Below are 14,685 nucleotides of genomic sequence, written 5' to 3'. Positions count from 1 at the left end.
GGCGGAATTCCGGCCAGGGGCCCGGCAGTGGCAGGCTGTGACTATGCGAATCGTAGTCTGTGTCAAACATGTCCCGGACCTGCAATCGACCCGTGGTTTCACCGCCGAGCACCGGGTGGTTCGTAGCGCCGACGACGGAACCATGAACGAGGTGGACGAGAACGCCGTCGAGGCGGCGCTCGCGCTCGTGGCCGCTGCCGGTGACGGTGAGCACGAGATCATCGCGCTCACCCTCGGCCCGGACGTCGCCGCGGACGCCGTGCGCCGCGCCCTGCAGATGGGCGCCGACCGTGGCATCCGGATCACCGACGACGCACTGGCCGGCGCCGACTACTTCGGCACCGCCACCGCGCTCGCGGCGGCCATCCGGCGTATCGGTGACGTGGACGTGGTCCTCACCGGGATGGCAGCCCTCGACGGGCTCGGCGCGGTGGTGCCGTCGCTGCTCGCGGCCGCCCTTGACCTGCCGCAGTTGACCGTGGTGCAGGAACTGACCTACTCCGACGGCGCTCTCATCGCTCGGCGCGAACTCGACGGTGTCACCGAGACCCTGCGCGCGACCTTGCCGGCGGTGGTGGCCGTGACGGACCTCGCCAACACCCCGCGGCTCCCGAAGTTCAAGGAGATCATGGCCGCCCGCGCGAAGGAGATCGAGGTGCTCGGCGCCGCCGACCTGGGACTGGCCGACGGCGCGTCGACCAACCGGACCGAGGTCCTGCGGACCGATCCCCGCCCGCCGCGGCCGGAGCCCGAGATCGTCACCGACTCCGACTCCTCCGGCGGTCGCGCGCTCGCCGACTACCTGATCAGCAACGACCTCATCTGAGAGTGGTGGAACCCGTGACCGAGACCGCTGTCCGGACCGTGCTGGTCCTGATCGAGAACGCCGACGCAGCCCTGCGCTCACCCGCGCTGGAGGCGCTCACCCTCGCCCGGACCCTGGGCATGCCGGTGGCGCTGACCCTCGCCGAGCCGAGCACGCCCGCGCTGGACCAGCTGGCCGACGCCGGCGTGGACCGGGTCCTGTTCGCCGACCTGGGCGAGGCCCCACGAGAGATCCCGGCGGTGGCGGCCGTCGCCGTCGCCGCCGCCGCCGCGCACACGGGCGCCGGCCTGGTGCTGCTGACCTCCTCGTTCGTGAACAAGGAGATCGCCGCGCACACCGCGTGGCGCACCGGAGCCGGCCTGCTGATCGATGTGACCTCCCTCGCCGACGCCGGTGGCCGGCTGGTCGGCGGCAAACGGGTCTTCGCGGGCACCTGGGACACCGAGTGCGCCGTCACCACGCAGGCCGCCGTGGCGACCCTGCGCCCGAACGCCCTGACCGCGCAGGCCGCTGCGTCACGGGGCGCGGCCGCGGTGGAGGGCCTGCCGGTGGCGGCCTCGTCCCCGGCCGGTCTGGAACTCCTGGACCGGGTGGTGCACGAGGTGTCGGCGGATGCGAGCGGTGTGGTGCGCCCGGCGCTCGCGGAGGCGGCCGTCGTGGTCGCCGGTGGCCGTGGCACGGCCGGTGACTTCGGGCCCGTCGAGGACCTGGCCGACGCCCTCGGTGCCGCGATCGGGTCCACCAGGGACGCCGTCGACGAGGGCTGGATCGGGCACGACGCCCAGGTGGGGCAGACCGGCGTGACGATCGCCCCGCGCGTCTACATCGGCGCCGGCATCTCCGGGGCGCCGCACCACCACGGCGGCATGCAGGCGGCCCGCACGATCATCGCCGTGAACACCGACTCCGAGGCACCACTGGTGGAGCTCAGCGACTTCGCGGTGATCGGTGACCTGCACGAGATCCTGCCCGCCGCCGCGGCCGCGATCCGCTCCCGCCGGGCCGCGCAGTCGTGAGCCGCACCCGGCTCGCCTGGGCCGGCCTGCCCGACGGCGTCCGCTCGCTGATCGCCGAGCGCACCGGCGAGGTGGTCGCCGCGCACAGCCACGAGGGCGGGTACAGCCCCGGCATGGCGGCCACGCTGGTCACGGCGGACGGCGAGCGGGTGTTCGTCAAGGCGGTCGCCACGAGTTTCCACGAGCGCAGCGCCGAGCTGTACCGGCAGGAGGCCGCGGTGGCCGCGGTGCTTCCGGAGCGGGTGCCCACACCCCGATGGCGGTGGACCCTGGACGAGGGCGACTGGGTCGCCGTCGGCTTCGACGCCGCGGACGGGTCCGGCCCGAGCACGCCATGGCGCACCGACGACCTGCGCGAGACGTTGGAACTGCTCGACGCGCTCGGCCGCATCGAGGCGCCCCGGACGGACCTGATCGGCCCGATGAGTTCCGGGCACGCCTTCGAGGAGTGGCACCGGATCCTGGAGTCCGGTCGGGCGCCGTCGGGCTGGGACCCGTGGGTCGCGGCCAACCTGGAGTCCCTCGCGGACCGCGCCGACGGTTGGCGGGAGGCGGTCGCCGGGGATGCCCTCGTGCACGGTGACATCCGCTCGGACAACCTGGTCCGCGCCGGCGGCCGGATGCTCGTGGTGGACTGGCCGTACGCGGCGTCCGGCGCGCCGTGGGTGGACCTGGTCCTGATGCTGCCGAGCATCGGCCTCGAGGGCGGCGGCGATCCGGAGGAGATCTGGCGGGCGCATCCGCTCAGCGTCGGCGCCGACCCCGACGCCGTCACGGCGCTGGTCGCGGCCGTGACCGGATTCTTCGTCCACGGCTCGCTGCAGGAGCCGCCACCCGGCATCCCCCACCTGCGCACGTTCCAGCGCGCGCAGGGGGAGGTCGCCCTGGCGTGGCTCAGGGCGCGGCTGGGGTGAGCACTCCCGCGCGGATCACCTCGATCAGCGAGGTCCAGTTGTCGGCCCCGTGGCCCGCGCGGATGGCTCGCCGGTAGAGCGAGGCCACGGCGTCGGGCAGGACGAGGTCCAGGCCGGCCGCCGCCGAGGTGGCCGCGATGTGGTCGGCCGTGGCGCCCATCATGGTGGTCGTGCCGAGGTCGCCGGGATGGGAGCGTGCGTCCAACGCGGTCCCGAGCGCGTCACCGTCCTCGATCATGGCCGGGATGCCGGTGAGTGTCTCCAACGCCTGCGGCACGAACTCGGCGGCGCTGACGCCGCCGCTACCGGCGAGTGCGGTCGCGTGCAGGAGGCCGGCCAACCCCGTCAGGAACACGTCCAGCTGCGCCTGGTAGAGGAGTTGGGCGAGCCCCGGGTCCTCGCCGACATACCGCGGTTCGCCGATCACGGACAGGGCCGCCGAATGAGCCTCGAAGTCGGGGCGTGGTCCGCTGTAGTAGACGTAGGCACCTTCCGTGCCGATGGTCGGCGGGGGCGTCATCACACCGCCGGTCAGGAACCGGGCGCCGTGCTGACCTGCCCAGTCGGCGGCTTCACGGGTGCGTTCCGGGGTGTCCGAGCTGAGGTTCACGAGCAGACGACCGCGCAGTGCGTCGGTGTGGTCGCCGAGGATGTCGTACATCGCCTGGTAGTCGGTGAGGCTGAGGATCACCAGCTCACTGCTCGCGACGGCGGAGCCCGGGTCCGGCGCCGGCGTCGCCCCCGCCGAGACGAGGGTGTCTGCGCGCGCCGACGTCCGGTTCCAGACGGTGACCGGATGGCCGGCCGCGAGCAGGACGTGCCCCATGGCCTGCCCCATCGGGCCGAGGCCGAGCACGGTGACGGGGACGGTGGTGGCAGGCTGATGCTGGGCGCCGGTCTCGGTCCGGGTGGTCATGAGGCACTCGATTCGGTGGTGACTGGGTGGGCGATGCTCTCGTAGATGCGGGAGAAGTCCTCGTCGCCGAAGCCCGCGTCGCGCTGGCGCATGATCAGGTCCTGCACCATCTGCACCACGGCCGGGCTGATGCCGGCCTCGGTGCTGGCCCGGACGAGGTTGCCGAGGTCGGAGAACTCCAGACTCTGCCGGTCGGGCGCGTCGTACCGACGGCTGTCGATGGTCTCGGCGAAGGCCGGGAAGGTCTCGGTCATGGCGGCCAGGAAGGGCTGGGCCCGCGTGACGAACGTGCTCGCGCTGACCCCCACGGAGGCGACCATCGCCATACCGTGCAGGAGTCCGGCGAACATGACGTACATGCCGGACAGGAGCGCGAGGTCCTCAAGCGAGGCCAGTCCGGCATCCCCACCGAAGTAGGTGGCCTCGCCCCAGCTGCCCAGGAGTCGTTCGTGTCGCTGGAACACCTCGGCTGCGCCGCTGTAGAGGATCGACGAGCCGTCCTGCCCGATCATCGCCGGCACGGCCATGATGCCGCCGTCGAGATAGTTGATGCCCCGGGTCGAGGACCAGGCCGCGAGCTCGCGGGCCTCCTCAGGCGTGGTGGTGGTGAGGTTGATGAGGTCGATGCCGTCGAGGTGCTCGACGAGCGGATCGAGCACGTCGTGCACCGAGGCGTGGTCGAACACGCAGACGATCACCAGGTCGGCCGTGGTGACCGCCTCGGTCGGGGAGGCGGCTTCTGCGGCGCCGCTGCGGCGTAGCGGCTCGGCTCTGCCCGGCGTCCTGTTCCAGACGGTGGTGGGGTACCCGGCCGCGAGCAGTGCGCCGGCCAGCGCGGCGCCCATGACACCGAGTCCGAGGATGCTCACCCGCGGCCGCGCCGGGGAGTCCGAGGTGGTCGAGGTGTTGGCCGCCGAGGTCGGCGGCGTTGCGGTCGTGATGGGGGAGGACGGTGGCGGATTCATTGAGGGAGTCATCTCCTCGAGCCTGCGTCGCCGCGCACCGCTCCACAAGTACCCACTTCGGAGTGCGATACTCACCGCATGGTAAGTATCGAGGTCACAGCGTCAGCGGGTTCCGCCGAGGCGGTGTCGCCGAGCCCTCGGCAGGGCCCCTACATCTGCGGCATCGACGCCGCCATGGATGTGATCACCGGCAAGTGGAAGTCGCTCATCCTGTGGGAGCTCGATCACGGCACGCGGAGATTCTCCGCGCTCAGACGTGGCCTGCCGGGGGTGAGCGAGAAGATGCTCGTCCAGCACCTGCGGGAGATGGAGGCGGATGGGCTCGTCCATCGCGAGGTGTACCGGGAGGTCCCGCCCCGCGTGGAGTACTCCCTGACCGAGGTGGGCGTCGCGCTGAACGCGGCACTCGCCCCGCTGGGTGCGTGGGGGCAGGATCGGATCACGCGGATCGGTGCGCCGATGGTCGCGCCGCACGCCACGCCGTAGGCGAACGGTGAGGGGGCGCCGCGGCGAACGGTCAGGCCAGGCCGGTCAGGCTCGGTCGCCGTGTGCGAGCAGAAGGGTGCGCAACAGGCTCGCCAACTGTTCGCGTTCGGGTGCCTCGAGAGCGGCGAGCAAACGCTCCTCGTTCGCGACGTGATCGGCCAGGGCGGCGTCCAGCACGGTGCGTCCGTCCGGCGTGAGCGTGACCAGGATGGCCCGTCGGTTCGACTCGTCCACGTCGCGACGCACGAGCCCCTTCGCGACCAGGCGGTCGAGGCGATTGGTGATCGCCCCGGAGGTCCGCATCGCCGCGCGCGCCAACGCCACGGCGGTCAGGCCGGTGCTCTCCGGGTCCGCTCGCCGGAGGGTGGCGAGCAGGTCGAACTCGCCGGGCTGGAGACCGTGCGCATCGAAGACCTCCTGTAGGGCATGTTCGAGCAGCCGGGTCAGTCGGGACAGGCGGCCGATCACGCCCATGGCGGAGACGTCGAGATCGGGCCGGACCACGTTCCACTGCTGCAGACGGGCATCGACGGCGTCTTCCACGGCCACTCCTCGGCGCTGAACTGTTTGACGTTGAAATGTTTGACGAACGACTCCGGTCATCCTACAGTCCTTCATGTTGAATAGTTCAACGTTAAGGAGTTTGCGATGCGACACCTGTCCGTGACCTTGGCAACGGCCCTCGCTCCACTCGTCTGGGGCACGACCTACCTGGTGACGACCCAGTTCCTGCCCCCGGACGCGCCGCTGTTCGCCGCCCTGATGCGCGCCCTGCCCGCGGGCCTGCTCGCGGTGGCGCTCTCCCGCGCGCTGCCCCGAGGGTCCTGGTGGTGGCGGTCGGCGGTCCTCGGGGTCCTCAACATCGGGGCGTTCTTCCTGCTGCTGTTCGTGGCCGCCTACCGGCTGCCCGGCGGGCTCGCCGCCACGCTCGGCGCCGGTCAGCCCCTGATCGTGGCCGTGCTCGCGGTCGTCCTGCTGGGCCAGGCCTGGTCCGCCTGGCGGCTCGGCTGGGGAGTCGTGGGCGTGGTCGGAGTGGCCCTGGTGGTGCTCCGCGCCGACGCCGTGCCAGATGTGCTCGGAGTCGCGGCCGGGCTCGCCGGAGCCGCTTCGATGGGCCTCGGCGTCACCCTGACGAAGCGGTGGGGCAGGCCGACCGGGGCGCTCGCGTTCGCCGGGTGGCAACTCACCGCCGGAGGGCTGGTCCTGGTCCCGCTGACGCTGGTCGTGGAGGGGGTGCCGGCGGGCATCGACGCGCCGGCCGTGGCGGGCTACGCCTGGCTCGGGGTGGTCGGCGGCCTGCTCGCCTACACGCTGTGGTTCACCGGGATCGGACGGATCCCGGTGACGTCGGCCGCGATGCTCGCACTGCTCTCCCCGGTCGTGGCCGCGGCGCTGGGTGCGCTCGTCCTCGGTGAGCGGTTCGAACCCGCGCAGCTTCTCGGGTTCGCACTGGCGCTCGGAGCGATCGTGGCCTCCCAACTGCGGACCGGCACGGCGACGCCGCCACCGGAGCCCGGGCCGCAGACGGTCCCGGCTGTGGCCGGAACGGTCGGGCCCGAGGCTGTGGCCGATGGCCACGCCGAGTCGGCCCCGGAGCCGGTGTGTCGATGAGGCTCGCCGCGCCCGGTGCTCCATCTGGGCGGTGCCCGACTGGCTGACGGGACGCCGTCGGGCACCTCGGTCGCGCCGGTCAGCCGGCCGTACCGTCCTCGCCCACCTGGGCGCGCTCCGCCTCGGTGTAGCCGTGTGCGGCCCGAGCGGCCGGTGCGGCCATGCCCGCGGCCATGGCGGCGCGGACCCCGGCGACCTTCCTGCTGGTCATGCGCATCGCCGCGTCCACCTTGGTCGCGGCGTAGGTGACGGCCAGACCCGGGTCCACGCCAAGGCCGGTGCCGACCTCGATGGCGTCCTGGTTGGCGCCCATATACAGGAACTGCCAGCCGTATCGGTCGGTCTGCTCGCCGATCATCGCCTTGATCTGCGCGCGGGTGAACTCCCTCGAGGCGTTCTCGAGGCCGTCGGTCATGATGCCGACGATCACGGTGCCCGGACGCTGGTCCTCCGGCAGTGCCGCGAGCCGGGCGCCGGTGGCATTGATGAGGCGCCCGATGGCATCGAGCATCGCCGTGCGGCCGCGGGGCACCAGGTCGAGCGAGGGCACGTCCGCGATCGGCCGATCGGCGTAGACCTCCTGGTACTCGTCGTCGAACTGCGCCAGGGAGACCGTGCACCGGCCCGGCTCGCCACGCTGCTCCGCGATGAAGGCGTCGAAGCCGCCGACGGTGTCGGACCTGATGGACTGCATCGAGCCGGAACGGTCGAGCAGGAACGCGATGTGGGTGAAGTTCTGGTCGGTCATGGCGGGTCCCTTCGTCGGTGGGGTGGTACGGATGGCTGGTGTCGGGTGGTCACGGTCGGCGCCGGTGGTGGCGCGGACCCTGCTGGGTGCGGCTCAGTCGGGGCGGCGGGGCCGGAACCGCATCGGCTCGCGCTCGGCCTCGGGGGCGGGTGAGTAGTCGCCGCGCTCCACGTCGTACCGGGCCCGCTCGACGCCCCGGGCGGAGACGCGCCCGCTGGCGTCGCGGTACGAGGCCAGCGCGGCCGTACGGCCGAGGCGGGGCGGGACCGCGTTCTCGGACAGCCCGGCGAGCGCGCCGGCAGCCCGCAGCGACGTGCCCTCCTCGAGCACCGCCATCGCCATCGCCTCGTCCACCGCGTCGGCGAGATGCCCGACGGCGGCCCGCAGGTGGGGCAGGGACGTCGCCGCCGACGAGGGGTCGCACGCGTCGAGCTCGGCGCGGGTGCGTTCGAGCGCGGACTGCAGGCGGTTCTCGGTGGACACGATGGCTCCTGGGGTTCGTGGGCTCGGTGACTCCTGCCATGATGCCGCAGTAACTGCGGATACGCAATAGTTGCGTATCCGTGGTGCGGGCGGATCCGGCGTCGGTGGCTCACGGGTTGCGATATCACTGCCGGGATCCGCCCCGCTGCCCGCCACAATGGAGGGATGTCGCTCGCACCCGCCAGACCCGATGCCGAGGACTTCCGCGCCCTCGCGCGCTCGTCCCCGTGGCGCTGGCGCACCGTCCGGTTCACCGCGCAGTGGTCCGGCCCGTTCGCCGGGGAGCCCGTCCGGTCCTGGATCGAACGGCCGGACCGGATCCGGGTGGAGGCGCTCGACGGGCAGGTGCGACTCGACGAGCGGCAGGATCCGGGTCCGTCGGTCGGTTTCCTCGTCGCGTTCGATGAGGCCGCGCTCGCGGACGAGCCCCGGCTGGCGGATCCCGGCTACCGTGCCACCCTGACCGCCGACGTCCGTCGGGACGCCGAGGAGGCTCGTCGGGAGGCACGGGCGGGCGACCCCGCCGGGGCCGTCCTCGACGAGCAGGGCCTGGTGCGCCGGCGCCTCACGGACCGCTTCGACCACGACGCGCCGATGTATCAGACCTACCACTGGGTGGCGATGCTCGACCCGGTCGAGCTCGCGGATGGCCAGTTCGATCAGGACGACCCGGACCACCTGGCGGCGATGACGGCTGGCGAGAAGGTGCCGCCGGGCACGGTGATCGACGAGGTCCGGGTGGTCGAGCACGAGGGGCGTCCGGCCTGGGAGGCCGTGCTCCGCACCACGGCCGCCTACGACCCCCGCTGCTCCTGTTGCGCGCTCCTGCCGTGCGAGGTGGTCGACCTCGCCGACGACTGGCGCAAGCGCGAGGGCGACTACCCCGACGCCTACCGGGTCCGCCTGGACGTGGGCACCGGGATCTGCGTGTACAGCGAGGAGATCGGCGGGGAGCGCGCCGGTACGGGGCACAGCCTGCGGATCGAGTCGGCCGGGGACAACTGGGCTCGGGGTGATCCGCCGTGGCGCCGGGGTTGACCCGATCGTGACGAGGCGGCCGGACTCCCCGGTGCGCCTGGGGATCGCAGCCGAGGCTTCCGGCGCGCTACTGGCGGGACGGGAAGATGCCCTCGACGGCGATGCACCAGACCAGCGCCTGGTAGGGCTGGACCACCGGGATCGGCTGGCCGTTCCCGGTCATGCCGACCATGGTCGCGTTCATCGCCGTGCCGTCCGGGGGCCCGTACGCGGCCGCGGCTGCGGAGAAGCCGGGCACGAGGTTGGCCGGGCTCTTTCCCGTCGCCTGGGCGGACCCCTGGACCTGGTGACTGTGCGACGGTAGTTGGCCGACGGTGAGGGTCACGGACTCGGTCCCGCCGCTCTGGCCCTGCTGGTACTGCGAGCCACCTGGTGTCTGGCCCGCCCCGAGCGGCACGCGCCCGCGCAGGTCCGGCAGACCGAACGTGCTGGTCCCGTTGCCGCCGTACATCGTGCCGAGGAGCGAGAAGAGCGCCTGGTTCTGGTTGATCGGCATGAGACTGCCGTCGCACAGGGCCCAGCCACGTGGCGCGTAGTTGAAGCCGAAGAGCCGTAGTTCGCCGATGAAGGGTTCCATGATGCTCCAGTCGAGACGTCGCAGATGGGGACTCGTCCCGCCCGAGGGGTGGGGCGCGAGCACAGTAGGGCAGAGGCGCGGCCGCGCCGTCGAGTGCCGCTTCGTGATCGTGACCGGATCGTGACTTTCGGGGATCCGGATCGAGCCGCTAGCGTGGTGCCGCCCGGGGGTGCTCGTCGTCGCCTGCCCGCGGCACGACGGAAGGGGTGGCCGGTGTCGGCGCACACTCATCGCATCCACCGCACGTTCGCCGCGTTCGCGGTGACCGCGCTCGCGCTCGGTGGCGTCGCCGTCCTCGCGCCACCCGCCATCGCGGACGGTCCCACCACGTTCAGTGCCACCGCGCCGATCGCCGTCCCCGGCCAGAACCCGCTCGAGGACCTCCAGCCCGCCTCGCCCTACCCGTCGAACGTCAGCGTGGCCGGGATGGCCGGGACGCTCACCGATGTCGACGTGACCCTGCACGGCGTGACTCACGGAATTCTGAACGACATGGACGTCCTGCTCGTCGCGCCGGGCGGGAGCAACCTGGTGATCATGTCCGACATCGGGGGTTCCGCAGCACTGGCCTCCGCCTCGAACGCCGAGCTGACGCTCTCCGACGGCGGCGCCCCGTTCCCCGCCTCGGGCCAGGTAGGTTCCGGGACCTACGCGCCCACGGACGTCGACGTCGGCGAGACCGTCGCGGACACGTTCGCTCCGGGCGGCGGGCCGGCCCCGTCCACCAACGCCACGTTCGCGGACGCCTTCGGTGGCCTCGACCCGAACGGCACCTGGTCCTTGTATGTCATCGACGACACCGACGGTGACACCGGCACCATCGCGGGCGGCTGGTCGTTGACCCTGACCACCGCCGAGGCCACCCAGCCGGGCCTGCTCGCGTTCGGGGCCGCCGAGTACCGCGGCACCGAGGGTGACGGCACGATCGACATCACCGTGCAGCGCACCGCCGGTGCGGACGGCGCCGTCTCGGCCCGGTTCACCACCGCGAACGGGACCGCGGTCGACGGCGTCGACTACACCGCCGTGTCCCAGGTGGTGCCGTTCGCGGACGGGCAGACGAGCGCCGTCGTGAGCATCCCCGTCCTCGACGACCCCGACCCGGGAGCCGACGTCGACCTGACCGTCACCCTGGACCTGCCCACCGGCGGGGCAGCGCTCGGCGGGAGGACCACCGCGCGGGTGGTGATCGAGAACGACGACGGCTCCGCCAACCCCACGGGCATCGTGATCCCCTCATCCGGCGCCGCCGCCCCGTATCCGTCGAACGTGCGCCTGAGCGGGCTCGGCTCCTACGTCACCGACGTCGAGGTGACCCTGGCCGGGATCACGCACTCCTCGCCGGCGGACATCGACGTGGTGCTGGTCGGGCCGGCCGGGCAGACCGTGGTGCTGTTCTCGGACGTCGGCAACATCCAACCCATCAGCGACGTCACGCTCACGTTCGACGACGACGCGGCCACCACCGTCCCGGTACCGCCGGTGAGCGGGACGTTCCGGCCCACCGACGTCGACCTCGACGGGGACGGCAGCCCCCTGCCGGACGCCCCGATGCCCGCCCCGGCGCCCGCGGGCCCGTACGGGACGTCGCTCGCCGTGTTCAACGGCAGCGACCCGAACGGCACGTGGCGGCTCTTCGTGGTCGACGACGCCACCGGTGACGCCGGCTCGATCGACGGCTGGTCGCTGGCGGTCACCACGGCGACGGTGGACGCGGGCGGCCCGTACGCGATCGCCGAGGGCGACCCGCTCTTCAGTCTCGCTGCGACGTCCGACCTCGCCGGCGCCACCTACGCCTGGGACATGGACGGCGACGGCACGTTCGACGACGGCAACGGGAGCAGCCCGGACTTCGGCGCCGGGATCCTGGCCCTCTACGGACTCGGCGACGGACCGACCACCGCCACTGTCTCGGTGCAGGCCACGGACGGAACGGTCACACTGACCGACTCGGCCACCCTGACCGTCTCGAACCTGCCGCCGACGGGAACGATCGGCAACAGCGGCCCGATCCCGATCGGGTCCTCGGTCACCGTGACGCTCTCCGACCTGGCCGATCCCTCGGCCGCGGATGTGGCGGCGGGGCTCGGGTACGCCCTGGACTGGGACGGCGACGGGACGGCGGACGCGAGCGGTTCGTGGACGGCCGGGGATCCGGATCCGACGATCTCGGTGCCGGCGGTGGCGCTGGGGTCGGTGGGTGACCATGTGCTGGTGGTGACGCTGAGCGACAAGGACGGCGGCGCCGCGGATCTGTCCACGACCGTGGTGGTCGAGGCGACGACGCCGACGGCGACGCTGACCAACTCCGGTCCGGTGGCCGAGGGCGGCACCGCCACGGTGACGTTCACCGACCCGGTCGATGCCGCGCCGGGTGCGACCTTCACGTACTCCTTCGACTTCGACGACGACGGGACGTTCGAGGTCGTCGACGCGACCGATCCCAGCGCCGCGGTCCCCGGAGCCCTCACCGTGGACGGGCCGGCGCCGGTGACCGTGACCGGGCGGATCGCGAATCAGTACGGCGGCTCCAGCGACCACACCACCGAGGTGCTCGTGACGAACGCGGCGCCGTCCGGCACGCTCACGAACGACGGGCCGGTGCTGATCGGCGAACCGGTCACGCTGGCACTCTCCGACCTGGCCGATCCCTCGGCCGCGGATGTGGCGGCGGGGCTCGGGTACGCCCTGGACTGGGACGGCGACGGGACGGCGGACGCGAGCGGTTCGTGGACGGCCGGGGATCCGGATCCGACGATCTCGGTGCCGGCGGTGGCGCTGGGGTCGGTGGGTGACCATGTGCTGGTGGTGACGCTGAGCGACAAGGACGGCGGCGCCGCGGATCTGTCCACGACCGTGGTGGTCGAGGCGACGACGCCGACGGCGACGCTGACCAACTCCGGTCCGGTGGCCGAGGGGGACACCGCCACGGTGACGTTCACCGACCCGGTCGATGCCGCGCCGGGTGCGACCTTCACGTACTCCTTCGACCTGGACAACGACGGGACGTTCGACATCGTGGATGCCACCGACCCCACCGCGCCGGTCGGCACGCCCGACGGTCCGGCGACCGTGATGGTGTCCGCGCGGATCGCCAACCAGTACGGCGGCTCCAGCGACTACACCACCGACGTGCTCGTCGAGAACCTCGCACCGAGCGGCATGCTCGCCAACGACGGGCCGGTGGTGATCGGAGTGCCGGCGGTGCTGACCCTGACGGACCTGGACGACGCCTCACCGACCGATCTGGCGGCCGGACTCGACTACGTGCTCGACTGGGACGGGGACGACATCGCGGACGCGAGCGGTTCCTGGACCACCGGCGACCCGGAGCCGACGATCTCGGTCCCGCCGGCGGTACTGACCTCGGTGGGTGACCACGTGCTCGTCGTGACGCTCAGCGACAAGGACGGCGGTGCCACGGACCTGTCCACCACCGTCGTCGTCGAGGCGTCCACGCCGACGGCGACCCTGACCAACTCCGGTCCGGTGGCCGAGGGGGACACCGCCACGGTGACGTTCACCGATCCGGTGGACGCGGCGCCGGGTGCGACGTTCACGTACTCCTTCGACATCGATGGTGACGGGACGTTCGACGTCGTCGACTCCGCCGATCCGACCGCAGAGGTCCCGGCGGCGCTGACCGCGGACGGTCCGGCGACGGTGACCGTCGCCGGGCGGATCACCAACCAGTACGGCGGCTCGAGTGACCACACCACCGACGTCGAGGTGACCAGCGAGGGCCCGATGCTCACGGTGAGTGCGCCGGGCACCGTCGAGGTCGCCGAGGAGCTCACCGTCAGCGTGACGCTCGACGATGCCTCGCCGTCCGATCGGGCGGCCGGCTTCGAGCTGACCGTCGACTTCGGCGTCAGGCCCGACTCCGGGACCGGCCCGGGCAGTCGCGCCCTGGTTCCGACGCCGACGGTCACGCTCACGGTCGCGGCCGGCACCACCGAACTGAGCCACATCTACACCAGCCCCGGGACGTACGCGCTGACCGTCACGGCAGTGGACGCCGACGGCGCCGCGACCACGGTCACGCAGGAGGTGACCGTCGAGCCGGCCGCCGCCACGCCGCCCGGTCCCGGTGGCGGTGGTGGCTCCGGTGGCGGTGGCTCGAGTGGTCTCCCGGACACCGGCGCGGCGCCGGCGGCTCTCGGGCTGGCCGCGCTCCTGGCGATCGGCCTCGGGGTCGGGCTGTACCGCCGCTCGCGGGTGTGACCGACACCGGGCCGAGCGGCTGCGCTCAACCGACCGTGATCAGCACGACCGCCGCCCCGGCGGCCAGCAGGCCCACCACCTGGTGCGTGGCGACCCGTTCGTGCAGCACCGTGATCCCGAGCAGCACGGGGATGACCGGGTAGAGGCAGGACAGCACGACGGCGACCGTCATCAGCTGCACCTGGGTGGCGAGCAGGTACAGCAGGAGCGCGAGCGTCGCCATCACGCCGACCGCCGCGGCGCCGAGGGTGAGGCGGACGGAGATCCGCCGCTGCCGCGCCCGGAGCGCCACGGGCACCAGGACCAGGGTTGCGGCGACCCTGCCGGTGACGATCGGCCACAGTCCCGCGTCCGGTCCGGCCTGGGCGAGCGCGGTGTACTGGAGCGCGATCGCCATGCTCGCGACCAGGGCATCCGTCGTGGCCGCGGCCGAGCCGGACCCGGACGGCCCTCGCACCCGGGAGACCAACCAGATGGCCGGAACGGCGGCGGCGATCCCGAGCCAGGACAGCACCGAGGGCCGCTCGCCGAGCAGGGCCACCCCCACGAGGATCGGCAGCGCGACACCGCCGACCGCGCTGATCGGCACGACCACACTCATGTGGCCCCGGCTCAGGCCGCGGTAGAGGAACAGCATGCCGAGCCCGGTCCCGACCCCGGACAGCGCGCCCCAGGCGAGATCCTCCGGACCGGCCGCGACCTCCGGCAGGAGCAGCACGGCCACCAGCGAGAACACCAGGCCGGTGACCTGCCCGACCAGCGCGATGGCCACGAAGCTGCCCCGGCGGGACAGGATCCCGCCGAGGTAGTCGGCCAGCCCGTACAGGACGGATGAACCGAGCGCGAGGAGTATCCCCACGCGGTCAGGTCACCCGCTGTCG

General features: G+C 72.5%; 14 protein-coding genes. 7 read left to right on the top strand and 7 right to left on the bottom strand.

Annotated elements, in window-relative coordinates; translation table 11 throughout:
* Positions 1 to 43: 43 nt before the first annotated feature.
* The 3 genes from EXU48_RS07015 to EXU48_RS07005 are packed head-to-tail and all read left to right on the top strand — an operon-like array spanning position 44 to position 2,756.
* The gene (locus tag EXU48_RS07015; protein WP_133106918.1) at positions 44 to 826 is read left to right on the top strand and encodes an electron transfer flavoprotein subunit beta/FixA family protein; all 783 of its coding nucleotides are present in this window, start codon (positions 44 to 46) and stop codon (positions 824 to 826) included.
* A 14-nt stretch (positions 827 to 840) separates the two neighbouring features.
* Positions 841 to 1,842 carry an electron transfer flavoprotein subunit alpha/FixB family protein gene (locus EXU48_RS07010; protein WP_133106917.1) on the top strand — a complete coding sequence of 334 codons (1,002 nt, stop codon included), beginning with the start codon at positions 841 to 843 and terminating at the stop codon, positions 1,840 to 1,842.
* On the top strand, positions 1,839 to 2,756 hold the full coding sequence (locus tag EXU48_RS07005; RefSeq protein WP_133106916.1) for a phosphotransferase family protein: 918 nt from the start codon (positions 1,839 to 1,841) through the stop codon (positions 2,754 to 2,756). The genes EXU48_RS07010 and EXU48_RS07005 overlap by 4 nt, the downstream gene beginning before the upstream one ends.
* Here the strand turns inward: EXU48_RS07005 and EXU48_RS07000 are convergent.
* Both EXU48_RS07000 and EXU48_RS06995 read right to left on the bottom strand, forming a co-directional pair.
* On the bottom strand, positions 2,737 to 3,672 hold the full coding sequence (locus EXU48_RS07000; RefSeq protein ID WP_133106915.1) for an NAD(P)-dependent oxidoreductase: 936 nt from the start codon (positions 3,670 to 3,672) through the stop codon (positions 2,737 to 2,739). The genes EXU48_RS07005 and EXU48_RS07000 overlap by 20 nt on opposite strands.
* Positions 3,669 to 4,649 (bottom strand): NAD(P)-dependent oxidoreductase, encoded by a 981-nt coding sequence (locus EXU48_RS06995; RefSeq protein ID WP_235856885.1) that lies wholly within the window; start codon positions 4,647 to 4,649, stop codon positions 3,669 to 3,671. Before EXU48_RS06995 ends, EXU48_RS07000 begins: the two co-directional genes overlap by 4 nt.
* 66 nt (positions 4,650 to 4,715) lie before the next feature.
* Here EXU48_RS06995 and EXU48_RS06990 point away from each other — a divergent pair, with 66 nt between their 5' ends.
* Entirely contained in the window at positions 4,716 to 5,123 is a 408-nt protein-coding gene (locus EXU48_RS06990) for a winged helix-turn-helix transcriptional regulator (protein WP_133106913.1), read from the top strand.
* 45 nt (positions 5,124 to 5,168) lie between these two features.
* Here EXU48_RS06990 and EXU48_RS06985 read toward each other — a convergent pair whose 3' ends face one another.
* Complete coding sequence (locus tag EXU48_RS06985) at positions 5,169 to 5,666, bottom strand: MarR family winged helix-turn-helix transcriptional regulator (RefSeq protein WP_133106912.1); 498 nt, start codon at positions 5,664 to 5,666, stop codon at positions 5,169 to 5,171.
* A 105-nt stretch (positions 5,667 to 5,771) separates the two neighbouring features.
* On the opposite strand from EXU48_RS06985, the gene EXU48_RS06980 reads away from it, so the two are divergent.
* Positions 5,772 to 6,734, top strand: coding sequence for an EamA family transporter (locus EXU48_RS06980; RefSeq protein WP_133106911.1), 963 nt, complete (start codon positions 5,772 to 5,774; stop codon positions 6,732 to 6,734).
* Between the two features lie 79 nt (positions 6,735 to 6,813).
* On the opposite strand, the gene EXU48_RS06975 is transcribed toward EXU48_RS06980, so the two are convergent.
* Both EXU48_RS06975 and EXU48_RS06970 read right to left on the bottom strand, forming a co-directional pair.
* The gene (locus EXU48_RS06975) at positions 6,814 to 7,482 is read right to left on the bottom strand and encodes a vWA domain-containing protein (RefSeq protein ID WP_133106910.1); all 669 of its coding nucleotides are present in this window, start codon (positions 7,480 to 7,482) and stop codon (positions 6,814 to 6,816) included.
* Positions 7,483 to 7,575: 93 nt separating this feature from the next.
* Positions 7,576 to 7,965 carry a hypothetical protein gene (locus tag EXU48_RS06970; protein ID WP_207947650.1) on the bottom strand — a complete coding sequence of 130 codons (390 nt, stop codon included), beginning with the start codon at positions 7,963 to 7,965 and terminating at the stop codon, positions 7,576 to 7,578.
* A 165-nt stretch (positions 7,966 to 8,130) separates the two neighbouring features.
* Here EXU48_RS06970 and EXU48_RS06965 point away from each other — a divergent pair, with 165 nt between their 5' ends.
* Positions 8,131 to 9,003, top strand: coding sequence for a hypothetical protein (locus tag EXU48_RS06965; RefSeq protein WP_133106909.1), 873 nt, complete (start codon positions 8,131 to 8,133; stop codon positions 9,001 to 9,003).
* Between the two features lie 67 nt (positions 9,004 to 9,070).
* Here EXU48_RS06965 and EXU48_RS06960 read toward each other — a convergent pair whose 3' ends face one another.
* On the bottom strand, positions 9,071 to 9,580 hold the full coding sequence (locus EXU48_RS06960; protein WP_235856884.1) for a phage tail protein: 510 nt from the start codon (positions 9,578 to 9,580) through the stop codon (positions 9,071 to 9,073).
* Positions 9,581 to 9,793: 213 nt separating this feature from the next.
* On the opposite strand from EXU48_RS06960, the gene EXU48_RS06955 reads away from it, so the two are divergent.
* A complete protein-coding gene (locus tag EXU48_RS06955) occupies positions 9,794 to 13,804 on the top strand; it encodes a beta strand repeat-containing protein (RefSeq protein ID WP_165962713.1) in 4,011 nt (1,336 codons plus the stop codon).
* Positions 13,805 to 13,829: 25 nt separating this feature from the next.
* Here the strand turns inward: EXU48_RS06955 and EXU48_RS06950 are convergent, their stop codons facing one another.
* Positions 13,830 to 14,663 (bottom strand): EamA family transporter, encoded by an 834-nt coding sequence (locus EXU48_RS06950; RefSeq protein WP_133106907.1) that lies wholly within the window; start codon positions 14,661 to 14,663, stop codon positions 13,830 to 13,832.
* Between the last annotated feature and the right edge of the window lie 22 nt (positions 14,664 to 14,685).

The sequence above is a fragment of the Occultella glacieicola genome, assembly GCF_004353825.1.
Classification (GTDB): domain Bacteria; phylum Actinomycetota; class Actinomycetes; order Actinomycetales; family Beutenbergiaceae; genus Occultella; species Occultella glacieicola.
The sequence above is the reverse complement of the archived record's forward strand: the minus strand, read 5'-3'. Positions and strand labels throughout refer to the sequence as shown.